The 16,991-nt window shown below is 35.4% G+C and carries 12 protein-coding genes; 11 read left to right on the top strand and 1 reads right to left on the bottom strand.

The annotated features are described in order from the left end of the window. The first annotated feature begins 407 nt into the window (after window positions 1–407). The 6 genes from IGI43_RS07700 to IGI43_RS07675 all read left to right on the top strand — a co-directional run bounded on the left by IGI43_RS07700 (window position 408) and on the right by IGI43_RS07675 (window position 6,978). A complete protein-coding gene (locus IGI43_RS07700; protein WP_438757226.1) occupies window positions 408–1,154 on the top strand; it encodes a signal peptidase I in 747 nt (248 codons plus the stop codon). A 91-nt stretch (window positions 1,155–1,245) separates the two neighbouring features. Then, the gene (locus IGI43_RS07695) at window positions 1,246–2,295 is read left to right on the top strand and encodes a BsaA family SipW-dependent biofilm matrix protein (RefSeq protein ID WP_438757225.1); all 1,050 of its coding nucleotides are present in this window, start codon (window positions 1,246–1,248) and stop codon (window positions 2,293–2,295) included. Window positions 2,296–2,330: 35 nt separating this feature from the next. Continuing rightward, complete coding sequence (locus tag IGI43_RS07690; protein ID WP_438757224.1) at window positions 2,331–3,095, top strand: hypothetical protein; 765 nt, start codon at window positions 2,331–2,333, stop codon at window positions 3,093–3,095. A 57-nt stretch (window positions 3,096–3,152) separates the two neighbouring features. Further along, complete coding sequence (locus IGI43_RS07685) at window positions 3,153–4,025, top strand: BsaA family SipW-dependent biofilm matrix protein (RefSeq protein ID WP_438757223.1); 873 nt, start codon at window positions 3,153–3,155, stop codon at window positions 4,023–4,025. 16 nt (window positions 4,026–4,041) lie between these two features. After that, on the top strand, window positions 4,042–4,701 hold the full coding sequence (locus tag IGI43_RS07680) for a hypothetical protein (protein ID WP_438757222.1): 660 nt from the start codon (window positions 4,042–4,044) through the stop codon (window positions 4,699–4,701). Between the two features lie 36 nt (window positions 4,702–4,737). Further along, window positions 4,738–6,978 (top strand): vWA domain-containing protein, encoded by a 2,241-nt coding sequence (locus tag IGI43_RS07675; RefSeq protein ID WP_438757221.1) that lies wholly within the window; start codon window positions 4,738–4,740, stop codon window positions 6,976–6,978. 25 nt (window positions 6,979–7,003) lie between these two features. Here IGI43_RS07675 and IGI43_RS07670 read toward each other — a convergent pair whose 3' ends face one another. After that, a complete protein-coding gene (locus tag IGI43_RS07670) occupies window positions 7,004–7,876 on the bottom strand; it encodes a helix-turn-helix domain-containing protein (protein WP_438757220.1) in 873 nt (290 codons plus the stop codon). 242 nt (window positions 7,877–8,118) lie between these two features. Between IGI43_RS07670 and IGI43_RS07665 the strand changes: the two genes are divergently transcribed. The 5 genes from IGI43_RS07665 to IGI43_RS07645 all read left to right on the top strand — a co-directional run bounded on the left by IGI43_RS07665 (window position 8,119) and on the right by IGI43_RS07645 (window position 16,943). After that, entirely contained in the window at window positions 8,119–10,593 is a 2,475-nt protein-coding gene (locus IGI43_RS07665; RefSeq protein ID WP_438757219.1) for a SpaA isopeptide-forming pilin-related protein, read from the top strand. A gap of 122 nt (window positions 10,594–10,715) precedes the next feature. Further along, on the top strand, window positions 10,716–10,901 hold the full coding sequence (locus tag IGI43_RS07660; protein WP_208929036.1) for a mersacidin family lantibiotic: 186 nt from the start codon (window positions 10,716–10,718) through the stop codon (window positions 10,899–10,901). Window positions 10,902–11,009: 108 nt separating this feature from the next. Beyond that, window positions 11,010–14,123 (top strand): type 2 lanthipeptide synthetase LanM, encoded by a 3,114-nt coding sequence (lanM, locus tag IGI43_RS07655; RefSeq protein ID WP_438757218.1) that lies wholly within the window; start codon window positions 11,010–11,012, stop codon window positions 14,121–14,123. Window positions 14,124–14,135: 12 nt separating this feature from the next. After that, window positions 14,136–16,277 carry a peptidase domain-containing ABC transporter gene (locus IGI43_RS07650; RefSeq protein WP_438757217.1) on the top strand — a complete coding sequence of 714 codons (2,142 nt, stop codon included), beginning with the start codon at window positions 14,136–14,138 and terminating at the stop codon, window positions 16,275–16,277. Window positions 16,278–16,319: 42 nt separating this feature from the next. Continuing rightward, window positions 16,320–16,943 carry a recombinase family protein gene (locus IGI43_RS07645; protein WP_438757216.1) on the top strand — a complete coding sequence of 208 codons (624 nt, stop codon included), beginning with the start codon at window positions 16,320–16,322 and terminating at the stop codon, window positions 16,941–16,943. Window positions 16,944–16,991: the final 48 nt, after the last annotated feature.

Below are 16,991 nucleotides of genomic sequence, written 5' to 3'. Positions count from 1 at the left end.
TGTAGACTCATTCAACGGTTGAAACAGCTGAATGAAAGTTACTAAAACATCATGACCACCGCCTTTTAGATCAATAATACAAAGAGTAAAAAAAAAATTTCAAATACTATTGACTTTCAGTTTCCTCTATAATAAACTAATGATTTTTATAGAGCTTAAACGCCTGTAATTTTTTTAGAGGAAACAATATGGAAATACGTTATGAAGGGATTTATCCACTCAAACGTATTTCTTTTTTGCGTTTTAGTTGATTTTCTCAATATCATTAGTTTTTTGGACTGTGCAAATAGCTTGAAACCCTTAATGAAAAGCTTATTCTATAGAGCTTATATTAGTTGATTTTTTTAATTATTAAATTGAGGAATCATTGTTTTGTGAAGTTCAAGGCAAAGTGAGGGTTTAAAAAAATGGCGGAAGAGCGAAAGAAACAACCAAATAAAAGAAAAAGACCTGCAAAGTCATCATCGAAACAGGCAGTAAATGGGAGCAAAAAATCTAATCGTTCGAAACCAACAGCCAAGTCAGAAAGCGGGAAACCGCAATCTGGAAAAAAGAAAAAAAAGCAGGTTTCTGCTTCTAAAAGAAAAAAAACCGTCACGCATCATAAGCCTAAAAAGCCTATTTATACAGTGTTATTTAATATTATTTTTTATTGCTGTATTTTGTTCATGGTTGTTGGATCGATCATTTTTGCAACTACCAAAAATGCGGATAAAAGTATTTTTGGTTATCGATTTTTGGGTGTACTAACGGATTCAATGGTGCCCAGAGACCCAGAAAAGCAAAAAGGGGGATTTCATTCTGGAGACGTGATCATCATAAAAAATATTGCGGGGAATAAGGCTGAAGTAGGTGATATTATCACATTTCGACCAAGTATCAAAAGCCAGGCCTTTTTGACCCATAGAGTGAAAGAAAAGCTAGATCATTTAGGCGATACAAAAGGCACTTATTATATCACACAAGGTGATGCTAACTTGGCGGAAGATGTTCCGGTCAATGAAAAACAAGTGGTCGGGAAAAAAATCGTAGTGATTCCTAAAATCGGTGCATTTCTAAGTTTTGTACGTGAAAATACGCTGGTCTCGATTATCTTTTTAATCTCAGTTTTCGGTTTTATTACGATCATCAGATACTATATTTTAAATAAATAAAGATATTTACTTTCTAATAAGAAGTGAAAGAGGCTATCTATCACCCTTGTTAAAAAGTTAATAATAAAAAAAATTAGGAGGAACAGAAGAAATGAATAAAAACAGAAAGAAAAAAGTCCTTGCGTTGGCAAGTGCCTTCGCACTTGCAGCAATAGCTGCGGCAACATTTGCTTGGTTTGCGAGTGAAGACCAAAAAACTAACCATTTTGAAGGTCAGATTGCAACAGGAAAAGACATTGAAGTAGTGGAAACATTTGAACCACCAACCGAATGGGATCCAGGTTCAGAAGTAAACAAAGATGTAGCAATTCAAAATATCGGTGAATACAAAACATTGACTCGTGTCTCTTTAGCGGAATCACTGAAACTCTTGAAAGACTATCAAGCAAAACCGACAACTGGTGCTGAACTTGAAGGGAAGACAAGTAAAGACGTTTATGTATTACCAGGTACAGATGCTCCAGCTGGCTTCACAGACTCTACTTTTGACAGTACTGGTGCACCAAAAATCACTATAGCAGCAGGAGATTTCGCTGGAACTTATACATTGAAAGTCAAAGAAAAAGCTGAAACAGTTGGAACAAAAACGACGTATACGTATCGTTATGCTTTTGAAAAAGGCGGTTCTTTATATTATGCAAGTGGAATTGATGGATTTGTTCGTAATGCAACAAATCAAATTAGCGTAAAATCAGGAACACCAGCACTTAGCTACGTTTCACTAGAATACAAAGCTGCTGAAGAAAAACAATGGACACAAGCGCCTGTTTATGCGCCAACATTCACACAAGATGGCACCTTGATTTGGAATGCACCAGCTGCAACAGGATCAGGAAATATCCAAATTTCATTCAACAATATCACAACCGATCCAAAAGTTGCGGATAAATGGTATTTCAATGCTGCTGATGGTTATTTCTATTATACAAGTGTACTAGATCCAGGTGCGAATACATCACAGTTGATGGATGCAGTGAAATTACTAGGTTCAGCTGGAAATGAATACAGCAAATTGAGCTATGACCTAACGGTAAAAGGGCAAGGAATTGCGGCTTATAAGGACGCTGTCGATGATTGGTTGCCAGCAGGTGTCAATGATGCTTTAGCTACAGCATTAAAAGCGTTAGTACCTGCTAAATAAATGAAAACAGCTATCTATTTTGAGGGGGAAAAAGGATGAAAAAAAAATACAGGGGAGAAAAGTGGATACTTGTAGGCGTAATCTTACTGATTAGTCTATCACTTACCTTAAAACCTGTTGAAGTAAATTCTGAGTCCAATCTTCCTCCTGGAATAGTGGCCGGTGATGATCAAGGCATCAAAATAAAAAATGATGGTCAATATCTCGTTGACATCCGAGATGTAGCGCCAGGAAAAAAATGGTCTACAAAAATTACGATCATCAATATTGAAAAAGATATTCCCTATCTCCTAACAATGACCATAAGTAAACCGACACTGGTCAAAGGATCATTAGACTTGTCTAAAGCGATTCAGATGACATTGATTTACGAAGGGAAAGAAGTCTATAAAGGACCTTTATCCGGTGTAAACAAAACGTTAAACCTTCAAGATAAATCAACGCCATTAAATCTGGGCACGTTTAAAGGTGGCGATTCCAAAATGTTGGAAGCACATTTTGAGTTGGATGGAAAATCATATACTAATAGAGATTTTTTTGAAAAAAATGTTGTAGAGAATATTTGGTATTTCAAAGCGATAAAAACGATTTTACCTGATACTTCAGAACCAGATCAACCAGAAAAACCTTTTTTAGAAAACCTAACAAGTAAATTAAGACTGCCAAATACAGGAGAAGAATGGCGTAATGCTTTGATTTTTTCGTGTATAGGCTTGTTCTTGATATTAATTTCTTTATTGATAGTTAAACATAAAAAACAGGAAAAAAAACCTTGTAGAAAGAAAATAAAACATCAATAAATACAAAATTAGCAACTGGATTTCTTAGAACGATCAAGCTATAGGAGGCAGTGAAGTGTGAAAAAGAATAAACAAAATTCTGTCAAAAGAAACCAACAAAGAAAAAAGAAACAAGCAAAAGTAAACACGAAACTGATTGTTGCAGTCTGTACATTTCTCTTTTCTGGTTTGATGGTTCTAGGAAGTACATACGCGTGGTTCGTTTCAGAAGATAGCGAGGTCAACCATTTTGTGGGAACCAGATTATCAGCCGAAATCGTAGAAGAATTTGAACCTGAGGTTGAGTGGCAGTCAGGCTTAACGACAAAAAAAATCATCCAAGTCAAAAATACTGGAAATATACCTGCATTTGTTCGAATCAGTTTATATGAATACTTACTAACATTCAAAATCGACACCACAGATCAAACGGGCAATGGTAACTTAGCAATTTCTAAAAACGAGGTGTCACCAACCGTTGATCAAAAAAACACAGAATCATGGAAACCAGCGGCTAAAGTTGGCGGAACTTATTTATATGAAGGCAAAAACCTTATTGCTGAAAACGCAATTGTCCCGAGTCAGCTTACGGGAACAGAAATGTATAAGTTCAAAGATAGTACCAGAAATAAAACAGCATTACGCTGGTTTCAGCTAGTCTTTCCTGATAATGTTTATGATTCAACGCCTCCAATCGGAACGAAACAGTATTGGTTATATAAAGATGGGTATTTTTACTACTCTGAATTGCTTCAGCCCAATGAAATAAGTGCAGCAGTAATGAAAAATATTCGATTAAGCCCTGATGCTCCCAACAAATTTAAAGGCTCTCTCTATCAATTGAACCCAGTAATGGATGCACATGATGGGACAAAAGGACTTTTAAGTACGTGGAATATTGGTACCTCTGGAGAGATATACAACATGTATCATGAGCGTTTAAGTGACTAAAAGGAGTGAAAAGATTGTGAAGAAAACGCAGACTTCAAAAAAGTATCCAACTGCTAAACGGCTCTTTTTATTTACAAGCTTCTTAGTGATTCTTGTCAGTCTTTCCTATGGATTATACCAAACATATGCAGCTTTGACGGATAGTGACCAAATGCAGAACGAATTTAGGCTTGGTGACTTTCAAACTTCAATAGAAGAAGAGTTTGATCCGCCAATGTCATTTGAACCTGAAAAAGAGTATTTAAAAAAAGTATCGATAAAAAATACAGGCGAGCAGGAAAGTTTTATTCGCGTCTTGGCATTACCCGTACTTACAAAAAAGCAGCCAGGTGGTTCACTCACATTATTGCCTGCAACTGTTGATGGAACAGCTCCTGTCCTAAGTATTGATTATAATTTAAATGACTGGATCAACGGTAAAGATGGTTATTTTTATTATAAAAAGAAACTAACAAAAGGTGAAAGTACACCAAATTTGTTTACCAAAGTGAAAATGAACCAAGCAAATATCACCGAAGAATATGTAGGTGCCCGGTTATCATTTGAAGTCAAAGCAGAAGGAGTCAGCACGACAAAGTTCGCTTATAGAGATGCTTGGTGGAATGGAGAAATACCCATAAATAATCCAGCTTTAGAGATAGATGATCAATTAAAAAATCAAACCATCAATGAATAGATTCAAAATTATAAAGACAGGAAAGAGGGCGCCGCTTTGAAAAAAAAGAAAAAAGGGCAATTGATATTTTTTAAATGGTTTATGCTGATTTTTTGCTTGATTGGTTCTGTTTATGCGGCACAATCCTCATTGTCGTATACGAATGCTCCTGTCAAAGCGGCTAAAAAAACAGAATTACAGCCGGGACAAATAGAATTAAGCAAAACGGCCGAACCAGTTGCTGGTATGGTCAATCAATGGGATATCACGCTTCGTATCGAGGGTCGTAATCAATTTCCACCACCTCCAACAGATATCGTGTTGATCATTGATACATCAGGAAGTATGAAAGACAATGACCGCATGATCAAAGCAAAAACTGCGGCTGAAAAGTTTGTAAATATGGTTTTACGTAAAGAGTATGATAATAGAATCGCACTTATTACGTATAGTTCGGAAGTCACAAACTATACATTTAATGACAGTGGCTGGAGTGAACAATTTGTCGATGCTGCGCACAAAGGGTTGTTGACTGATAAAATCAAAGAACTAGAACCCATTGTGAACGGCGGGACCTTTACCCAAGCCGGCATAAAATCTGCAACAGAGGTTATGGCAAAGGCAACAGGAAAAAAAAGAAATATTGTGTTGATATCAGATGGGGTTCCAACCTATAGTTATCCACCTACGGAGCCATATAATCAGCTGATCGGTATGGATAAATTTGATTACAGACAAGATGACTATACCTACTATGAAAGTGTCAAAACAATTCCAAAAGAAAAATTCAATTACAACAAAACATATGGAAATGGTGCACGCTATCGAATCGGTGCATTTGCTCCTGAGTATGAACAAATGCCAGCCAATTCTAAAAATCGATTAATGGCTAATCATGCACACAGTGCAATTGCTGAGGCAACGATTGCTAAAAACGAAAAAATGTCGAATGGTGAGTATGTGGTGACGGATTTTTATACGATTGGTGTGGATATGGACTCCACGTCTCAAGATGATGAAGTTGTCACAGGGAATCAAACAATGAAAGAAATTGCTACTTCTGAGGATAAAAGTTTTGCTGCAACAGCTGATAATTTAGAAGATATTCTTAGCGGTATTGCTGGAGAAATCGTAGGAGCAATCAAATCAGGATTTGTTGTCGATCCTATGGGGCTAGGTTTTGAAATGGAAGGGGAAGTCGACGCTACTCAAGGTACTACTGAGATTAAAGAAGTTCTTGGTCGACCCACGATCAATTGGAACGTAGGAACGCTCAAGACGCCTGTTTCTAGTGAGCCTGATGAAGATGTTATGTTTGCTGAGATCAAGTATCGTGTTAATGCTGTGAATGATATTTTACAACCCAATATCATTGATTCCAATGGATTAGCTGCAACAAATGGAAAAACAACGATCGTTTATAAGGACTATAACGATCAGGTAAAACAAACAGAATTCATTGTACCTAAAGTCAAACCAATCATCGTTAGTTTACAAAAAAAATTACACAATGAAAAAGGTGAGGAAATAGATGATCGAACAGAACTGTTTGATTTTAACTATGGTAAAGATCAATATACAACAAATGATCACTTCTCTCTTTACTCGAATGAGGTCAAAAAAATAGTGCATCCGTGGAAAGCAAATCAGGATTATGCAGTAGAAGAAGTACTAAAAGCCAATCAAGAATATGAAACGACGATCGAAATCAATGGTTTATCGACTACCGGGATAAAAAGCAACTTTAAATTTGCACCTACTGCTGCGGCCTATGCACACCAGCAAATCATTGTTACAAATAAGAAAATTCCAGAAACGAAAAAAATTATTTTAAATATCCGTCAAAGTGTTCTTAAACCAAATTCTGAGTTAGTCGTTCCTTCAAAAGGATTTTATAGATCTGTGATAGATGAAACACAGCAAAATATAAATCTAATTTCTGAAAGTACAACCAAAGATTCAGCAACTGATGTATCACAAGAACTTTTTACAAAATATGAAATTACATTAGCAAAACAACAAAAGCAGCTTAAAATCAAAGATCTGATTCCAGAATATTATACATTTTTTGGCTATATTGCAACTACGACAAATTCAGATTTAAATGTAACGCACCTTTCTAGTAACACGTCAGCTTTAGTCAAGAACAATGAAGCTCTTTTGGATTATCAAAAGGATAATGAGTATTGGGTAACGATGTTCATCACACCCTATATTGGGGAAGATAGTGATGGAGAACCCGTTGTTTCACCTAGACCATATAGCTGGGATTACAAAGTAAACCAGTTTGGTTCATAATTTTTATAAAAAAAACAAATAATTTTTAATAAATACCATTCGTTTTTAAGATTTTTTTGAATTCTTTTACAGTTACTTGCTGCTCTAACGTTTCTAAAATAGCAAGGTAGTTTTTGATAGTGGAATTAGCTGGCTGTTTGTGGATCACTGCTTGGGCAATTTCATAATTTAAGCTTGCGATGATCGTTTCAAATAGTCGGTAATTAGTTTGGGCTGTTTCTTTGGCCAAAGTTGAAAAAAGTACAGTATTTTCATAGTCTTGGCTATTTAAACATAAACAAGAAAGATTTAGATAGATGCGTAGTTTGATGTCTTGATATTGCTCTAGAGTACCTAGAACGTCGATTTTTTTTCCAACTAAGGTTCCTAAAGCGATGGCCTCTGAGAGCTCAAAACAGTATAAAGAATTATTTAAAAGCTTCAATTCATAGAGATACCATTTGTCGATACCAATCAAGTATTGTTTGATTGGAAGCATCAACTGTTTCATAGTACTAATGGTATTAGACTCGGTCTTATCGGAGTTTAAATAAAGCATTGCTTGTGTGATCAAATTTAAGTGAGCGTATTTTTTATTGTCTGTTGTTTTATACAACTGTTTAGATCTTTCTGTAAGTGAAATGAGCTTCTCCTTATCTTTTTTAAAAACTGCTTGACTTAATTGGTGGTATAAATGATTCTCGGTTGGAAATGATTCAGGATCCAGTAAAAATAGAAATTCATCTACCGAAATAAACAATTTTTCCAAAATCATTAAAAATTTGTCAAAAGATGGCATGTTGGCATTTGTTTCAATCAAATAATAGGTTTGCCTAGTCATGATACCCTCATAAATATCTTTTTGACTAAGTCCTTTTTCTTGCCGGATCTTCTTTAATAATGTTCCATAATGGTTCAAAAATGATGCTCCTCTCTAGTGGTAAAAAATACTTTGCCTTGCGAATAAATTTGTAATGCTTATGTTATTATAACAAAAACATTAAATGAATATCTAATAATAATATAAATTTTCGAATTAAATTAATTTGAAAAATTGAGAGGAGTTGAGCATTATGATCACATTATTTATTTGGTTCATCACTTATTAAAATTAGTATTCAAAAACGTCAAAAATCAAACTTGTTGGGGGAACTTTATTTTATGAAACAGAAAATCAGCTATTTATTTTTTTCATTCGCTTTAATTTTATTAACTTTGGGCGTCTTAGGTGCCAAGCAAGCTGAAGCAACTCAAAGTAATGGATCGTGGTCAATAGGGTCTGCTATAAACAATCAGACAGGAACTACGTATACAGATGGTTACATATCAAATACTCAAAATGATCTTTCAGAGAGTACGAATGCAACTTCTCGATTTTTTGCTCCAGTATCATGTGGTGGTATACAAGTAATCAAATATGATGAACGTACGAATGCGAGATTGTCAGGTGCACAATTTACAATTTATGACAGCTGGAATCGACCTGTCCAAGTCATTCAAACAAACAACAATGGTATCGCTGAAACACGGTCATTGCGTCTCGGCAATTATTCTATACGCGAAACAAAAGCTCCATCTGGCTATCAATTGGAGACAAGCGCGATGCGTTTTAGCCTTCTTAGGTCAGGGCAATTTATTTGTATAACGAAAAGTAACAAGCCGTTACCAGTTCAAAAAGGTTGTCTTAAAATCATTAAAACCAATGAAAAAAATCAAGTTTTAGCCGGTGCTGTGTTTGATGTTTATAACGCAAATAATCAATATATGGGAAGAATCACGACCAATGCTAATGGGACTGCAACTTTGGGAAATCTTCCTTATGGAACATACAAGTTGATCGAAGTGAAAGCACCTAATAGTTATCAACTAGATACAACGCCGAAATACGTCACTATTTCTGCAAGTTCACCAAGTGGAGTTGCTAGCATCAATATAGTAAATAAGAAAGAAATCACGACAGGAGAACTTGAAATAATCAAAAAGGATGAAACTGGCAAAGCTTTGGCTGGAGCAGAGTTCATCGTTTTAAATAGCAACATGACACTAGTTGGACAAGTGTCAACGAATGCCAATGGAGTAGCAGTAGTAAAAGACTTACCGTATGGCATCTATAAAATTATGGAAATAAAAGCGCCAGACGGATATGAATTAGATACAACACCAAAATATGTCACAGTTTCTAAAACCGATCCGAACGGTAAGGTTAGTATCACCATTTTAAATAAGAAAAAAATCACAACAGGTGCACTCAAAGTAATCAAAAAAGATGAAACAGGTAAGTTATTAGCCGGCGCCGAATTCGATGTTCGTGATGCAAACAACAAGGTCGTTGGGAAAATCACAACAGATGCAAATGGAGTAGCAACATTGAAAGACTTACCATATGGCACCTACAAACTAATTGAAACCAAAGCCCCAGAAGGCTATGAATTAAATGCAACACCTAAGACAATCACGATCTCTAAAGATGATCCGAACGGTGTAATAAGTATAACTATTGTGAATAAAAAAGAAAAAATAACTGGAAATCTTGAAATAGTGAAAAAAGATGAAAACGGAGCTGTCTTAGCTGGAGCTGAATTTGATGTTTATAGCGCAACGGATGAGTTGGTTGGAAAAATCACAACAGATGCCAATGGAATCGGTCAATTAAACGACCTACCTTATGGCACGTATAAATTGATTGAAACTAAAGCGCCAGACGGCTATGAGTTAGATACGACACCAAAATTTATCACACTATCTAAAACGGATCCAAGTGGTAAAGCATCTATTGATATAGTCAATAAAAAAATAGAATTACCGGTTACGGGTTCTTTAAAAATCACTAAATATGTGAAAGACTCAGACCCCACTGTGTATTTAGCAGGTGCTGTTTTTGAAGTCTATGATACTAATACACAACTCTTAGGCACTTACACGACAAATGCTAATGGAGAAATTCTTTTAAATGATTTAGAGCCAGGAAAATATTACGTGGTTGAAATCGAAGCACCACCAGGCTATGAACAAGACTCGACTTTTTATGAAGTATCAGTTGAATCAGGGAAAATAGCTGAAGTGAGACATGCGAATATCAAAAAAGAAAATTTGGGTGCTTTGAAAATCACAAAATTTGCCAAAGATGAAGATGGTTTCGAAACAGATACCGTCTTACCAAATGCAGAATTTGAAGTAAAGGATTCAACTGGAACGATTCATAGAGGCGTCACGGATACCCAAGGTGAGCTTTTCTTCCCGGATTTACCAGAGGGAGAAGTAACAATCACTGAAACAAAGGCGCCAGACGGCTATGAAATCGATACAACGACTCAAAATAAATCGATTGCTGCAGGAGAAATTACAGAAGCAACTTTTTATAATAAACCGAAACAAGAACAAGGTCGGGCCTTAGTTTATCTTTCAAGTAATGATGCAAAACAAGGACTAAAAGGCTTGGAATACAATATCACGTGTATTAAAGGTGGGACATTTGAAACCACTGTTGTATCTAATACATTTGGGCAAATGAGTATTTACTTGCCGCCTGGTGAATATGAAATCGAACCAGTTGTAAAAAGTTATACTTTCACCCCTAAACCAACAAGCTTCAAAATCGAAGCAAATAAATTCACTATCATCAGACTAGTAATTTAAGCTGGATCAGTGAATGCAAAAGTGTTTTAAGATAGATTGTTTCAACAACAATCTATTTTAAATAGATGGTAATAAAGGTGCACATTTTATTATCGAAAACAAAATTAGGAGGAAAACACACTATGAACAAACAAGCTGAGAAAAAAGTTGGGAAATCTTTTGAAGAATTAACACCAGAAGAAATGAATAAAGTACAAGGAAGCTTCGGCTGGAGTTGGTCTTCATCATCTTCATCATCATCATCAAGTAGCTGTTACTCTACAAGATGTAGCTATAGCTGCTGCTCTTCAAGATGTTGCGGATGGTAATCTAAAATAAGCGAGTTGCTAGACGAGTTCATCTTGATGGGTGACTTGTCTAGCACTTGTTTTTAACCAAAGAAATTTTACATAAATAAAAGTATAAAGGAGTTTAGCATGAGTCTCAAAAATTTGGCAAAAGCAACATCGATTCGACAACGGTATGATGTTCTAACAGAATATTACTTAAAAAATCATATGACTTATTCTGAGGATAAACTTAAAAATTATAAAAAGTGGCGCAAGCGTCCTACAACTGTGACAAGTGAACGTTTTAAGGAGATTTTAGATTCATTAGAGTTGACAGAAGAAGGATTTGATTTAGCGATAAAAGAGCTGACACTGGAAGAAAAAGAATATATTTCAGAGGCTATTTATAACGAATCATGGGTAAAAACGACGAAGCTGATTTTTGCTCAAGAGGATCGTTTAGTTGAAGATGTTTTAGACGAGAATAAAGCAAATTTTACTTACTCATTACGATTGCACATTGATTATTTTGAAAAGCAATTACAGAGAATAATAGCAGATTTTCCGACTATTCAAGTTCAAGCAACTGCAATGACAGACTATATAGGTGAAGTGATCAATCGATTTATGGATATAGGCTTACGGACTTTTGTATATGATCTACATGTAGAAAAAGAGAAGATGTCTATAACAGAATCAATGGATGAAAAAGCAGGGTTCCAACAATACTTAATCGCACGTTTTAATACGCAAGAAAAATTACTTGAATTTTTTGACCAGTATCCTGTGTTGACAAGGCTTTACGCAGAAACGATTGAATTTCAACTTATTAATTTTCGAGAATTGTTGGAAGCTGTTACCGAGAGTGAACTAGAATTGAACAAAGTATTTCAAGTAGAAAAGCCAATTTGTCTAACAGGTTTAAAAATGGGTGCAGGTGATTCTCATGATCAAGGAAAATCGGTGGCAATCCTAACCTTTAATGACAAAATCGAGGTTGTTTTTAAACCTAAAAATTTGATGATCGGTAAATGTTTTGATTATTTTGTTCAAGAGATCAATAAAATGGAGCCAGAATTTGATTTTTATTTAACCACTAAAATAGTTAAGGAAAAGTATACGTTTGAAGAACGCTTGATTTATTCTGAATGTTTATCTCAAGATGAAGTTACGCATTATTATCGGCAATTTGGACAGACTGTAGCTTTAGTTTATTTACTCAATGGTAATGATTTTCACTTAGAAAATGTGCTGGCTTTTGGTAAATATCCTGTTTTGATTGATCTTGAGACAATTATTCAAAATCATTTTCCTATGCCAGATAGCGAAAATGCAATCGTTAAAGTTATGCAGGAAAATGGTGAGTCCGTAGTTATGAGCGGTCTCGTTCCTATTTACTTATTCGAAGAAAGAGCTGAAGCAGATGTCGAAGGTGCTAACAAAGGAATTCAACTGAGTGCTTTAAGTGGTGGTGAGCAAAAATTACCGTATAAAGTGTTGAAATTGATTAATTTTGATTCAGTCAATATGCAGTTTATGTACCAAGAACATATTACAGATGCGGCTGAAAATATTCCTTTATTTAATGGCGAAAAGGTTGATTTTGTTCCGTATATTGAAACAATCATTGCTGGATTTAAAGAATTTTCAGCATTCGCAATGAAAAATAAAGAGACTTTGGCCTTTTTAGCAGAAAAAACATTTTCAGGTTGTTTAGTTCGCAATGTGATCAAAACCACTCAAAGTTATGGTGATTTGCTGGATTATTCAACACATCCTACTTGTATGGTCGATTATATCGAGCGGGAGAAACTATTTGAAAATCTATGGATGCATGGTTATTCAAATTCAAAACCTGTACCGTATGAAGTACGGGATATGTTGCAACATGATGTACCGATATTCTTTAATCCAACGAGTACAAAAAATCTAATGGCTAGCCAAGGTGAAATCATCAAGAATATGTATCAAGAAAAAGCGATTGATCTTGAAGTATTAAGGTTGAAAAATTATTCAGAAGCAGAAGAAGAACAGCAGCTGGATTACTTAAAAACATCATTTGGCTTATATCACTCGACAGACCTGCAAGAAAAAATAATTCCACTGAAAGAACAAGTACATCAAGCAAACTTTTTAGATGGTGCAGCGGCTGTAGGGGAATCTATACTTACAGCAGCATTTTTAGGGGAAGAATCAATTGCTTGGAAAGATATTGAAGAAACATCCCCTGATAATTATATTGTCAATGTTATGAATGAAAATTTTTATGACGGAATTACTGGAATGTATCTATATTTTAGCGAACTGTATCATGTTACTAAGGATAGAAAATTCCAAGAACCGTACAAGTTGGCAGAAGCGCTGGTGCTCAAACTTGAAGCTGATTATGTGGATAGTATTTCGGCCTTTTATGGTTCTTTCGCTGCGGTATATCCATTGTTGTATACCTATAAATACAATCACGATCCTAAATTATTAAAAACAGCTGAATCAATCGCTTTGAAATACATGGAAAGGTATGAAAAGGAACGTGTGGAGAGTTATGACTGGAATGGCGGTACAGCTTCGATCATAAAAGTCTTTGTTCATTTATATCAAATAACGAATAAAGCGAGTTACTTTATATTTGCAAAACAATTACTTTTAGATTTAGACCTTGCTAAAATTACTCAGGGCGGTTTTGCTCATGGGTATTCTGGTGTGATTCATGCAGCGAACAGCTTGTTAAAAATCGAAGAAAATCCTGAAATCGAGTTATTAATCAAAAAGTGTTTGGTCAAAGAAAGAACAACGTTTGATCCTGTTCAAAAAGGCTGGTTGGATCTTCGACCAATACCACCAATGGTCAACGATTTATGGTGTTATGGGTCAACTGGAATCGGTTTAGCTTATTTAGATTTGTTAAATAGTGATTTTGAAGACGCTCATTTGTCTGAAGAAATTCAAATTGCAGCACAACGATTGATCATACAAGAGAAAAGAGATGATTGTTTGTGTCATGGAAACTTTGGGGATTTGGCGTTTTTAATCGAGTATAGCAAAACGTCACTAGCTTCAAAACAGCAAAAAGAGCAGATCAAAGCGAAAGTACAAAAAGCAAATCAGAAAGTCACTGATGAACAGTATACGTTTGAGGGCTTGCCAACTATTCCAAAATATGGCTTGTTTACAGGCTTGGCAGGAATTGGCCATCAACTTTTAAGGATCCATGCGGCAGATCAGACGGCGGACATATTAACGTTAGAACTACCAGAAAGATAAGGGGGGAGCATATTGACGAAAAAAGTACCATTTACTGAACAAAGTGAGCATAGTGAATGTGGCTTGGCTTGTACAGCGATGGTTTTGAACTATTATGATGATAATGTAACGTTAAGCCATCTCCGTGATGTTTATGGCGTTCCAAAAGGTGGAAATACGCTGACAAATCTAAATCAAATCTTATCGGATCGAGGAATTGAAACAAAGGCAATTCGAGTACTGGATTTAGAAATTTTAGAGGAACAAACAACACCGACGATTTGTTTTTGGGAAGAGCGCCATTATATTGTATTAGAAAAATTAACCGCAAAAGAAGCGACGATCTTAGATCCGGCAAGTGGACGAAAAAAAATCAAACGCTCCGAATTTCAAGCTAGTTTCTCTAATATTGCCTTGATTTTGACCGATGTCGATGTCACGATCACACAACGGAAAAAGCAAAAAAATGCAACTTGGACAATTTTAAAAGATATTTTAAGTGATCAAAAAGCGAAAGTTGTATTGTTTATCGTATTAACCCTCTTGATTCAAATGGTGACGATCGCAATTCCAAGATTAACACAAACAATCATCGATAACTCCAATGTTGCAGTCTCTAATATCTTTCAAATCGGTACAACGATCGTGATCCTCTTTATTGCGTATTATCTGCTGCAAGTAGCCAGAGGTCTAGTTTTGATCGTGTTAGAAAATCTATTTGATTTAACTCTGATGAAAGCATTTATGAAAAAAATCATTCATTTACCATTGCGATTCTTTGTTAATCGTTCAACTGGAGATTTGATTTTTCGTGCCAATCTTAGTGTGATCATTCAGCAAATCATGAGTCAACGGATGCTGACGATCTCAGTTGATTTTCTATTTGTGTTCGTCTATTTGATTTTAATGGTTAATTTATCTTTGAATTTGACGTTGATCGCTATTTTTGGTGCTTTTATGATGGGGGCGATTTCTGTCGTCAACTCTAAAAGAGTCCAAAGTATTACGAATAAAGAATTGATTGCTCAATCTAAAGTACAACGGATTTTAGTAGAATTATTTGAAGGAATGGAAACTGTTAAATCATCTGGTTCTGAAAACCAATTTTATACAAAATGGCGGAATGAATTCAAAAACCAAATCATGTTGCGAGCGGAGAAAAATCGCTTTTCTACTTGGGTTAGGACGATCCAAACCTCAATCCAGTTTATTTTGCCGATCGTGTTGATTTACGTTGGATTATTCCAAGTGACGAAAGGTCAATTGACACTGGGAGAACTGATCAGTTTTAATGCATTATCAGGAGCTTTTATTGCACCGATCGTTACCGTTTTTGATTCTTATACAGAGTTCTTACTTTTGCGTTCTTATTTTGGCAAGTTAAATGAAATCTTAGAAGCTAAAGACAATCCTCGCCTAGCGATTGAAGGGGAAAAAATAACAGCAATTGATTCAGTGGCCGTTGAGAATGTTTCGTTTAAATACAGTTACTTTGAAGAAGATATCTTACATTCTGTTTCTTTCCAAATTGAACGAGGAGATAAAGTAGCAATTGTTGGAAAAAGTGGTTCAGGGAAAAGTACATTATTAAAATTATTAGCAGGCTTATATGATACGTCTTCAGGTCAGATTAAATTTAATGATATCGATCTAAAGAAAATCGATGAGGAGTCATTAAAAAAATGTATTAGTATTGTTAACCAAAAGCCGACGATTTTTAATGCTTCTTTGTACGATAATATTGTGTTGAACCAGACAGAAGCGAAAGATGAACGAGTCGAACAAGCAATTTTTGATTCAAGAGTAGACGAAATCATCATGAATTTGCCTTTGGGTCTAGAAACACAGATTTCAGAAGGCGGAATGAATTTATCTGGTGGTCAAATGCAGCGAATTTCTATTGCTCGAGCGTTAGTAAAAGAAACCAGTTTATTACTAATGGATGAACCGACAAGTTCACTCGATAATATTTCAGAAAACTTTATTATGAATCGCTTAAAGACCTACGATTTTACATGTATTATTGTGGCTCATCGTTTAAATACGATCAAACATTTCGATAGGATTTTAGTGATGGATCAAGGGAAAGTCGTCGAAGAAGGAACGCATCAAGAGTTATTGGCTTTAGAAGGCTATTACCATGCTATCTATTTTGATCCAATGAATATCACATAGAAGCAGCGGTTGGGACATACGCAGAGTAAAGGGGAGAATAACATGGCAGTTATTGGTTATATGCGTGTCAGTACACATTATCAAAAATTTGATTCGCAACAACAAGCATTGGAAGAGTATGGTGTTGATACAATTTTCAAAGAATATGAAAGTGGACGTAAAAGTTTCCGCAATGAGTTGAATAAAGCTTTGACGATTTTGAAACCAGGTGATACATTTGTTATTTTTAAACTCGATCGATTAGCTAGAGGCACCAAGCAACTTTTGGGTTTATTAGAAGAATTCGATCGAAGAAACATTCATTTTGTCAGTATTGAAAATAATATCGATACCTCAACACCAATGGGTCGCTTCTTTTTTACGATTATGGGCGCATTTGCTGAAATGGAAGCAGAACTGATTCGTGAGCGAGTGCTAGCAGGACTGAGTGCAGCTAAAAAGAATGGTGTTGTTTTGGGGCGTCCACCACTTGTTGATCAAGTTAATGAGGCACTCGAACTATATCACAATACCAATATTTCAACAGAAGAAATTTCGAAACGCTGTGGTATTGCTACTTCGACGATTTATCATCATCTAAGAAAATCTGGTGTTTATCGGACGAAAAAGATAGCAGATTTATCAGTAAGCGATAAAGTCTTAGTTAGCAGCGGAAAAAATAAATAGAAAAAAGAGACTGAAAATAACTCATAGAGTTTTATCCAGTCTCTTCTT

Source organism: Enterococcus sp. AZ126 (assembly GCF_051714545.1).
GTDB lineage: Bacteria > Bacillota > Bacilli > Lactobacillales > Enterococcaceae > Enterococcus_L.
Note: the sequence above shows the minus strand (reverse complement) of the source record. Positions and strands in the feature narration are given on the sequence as shown.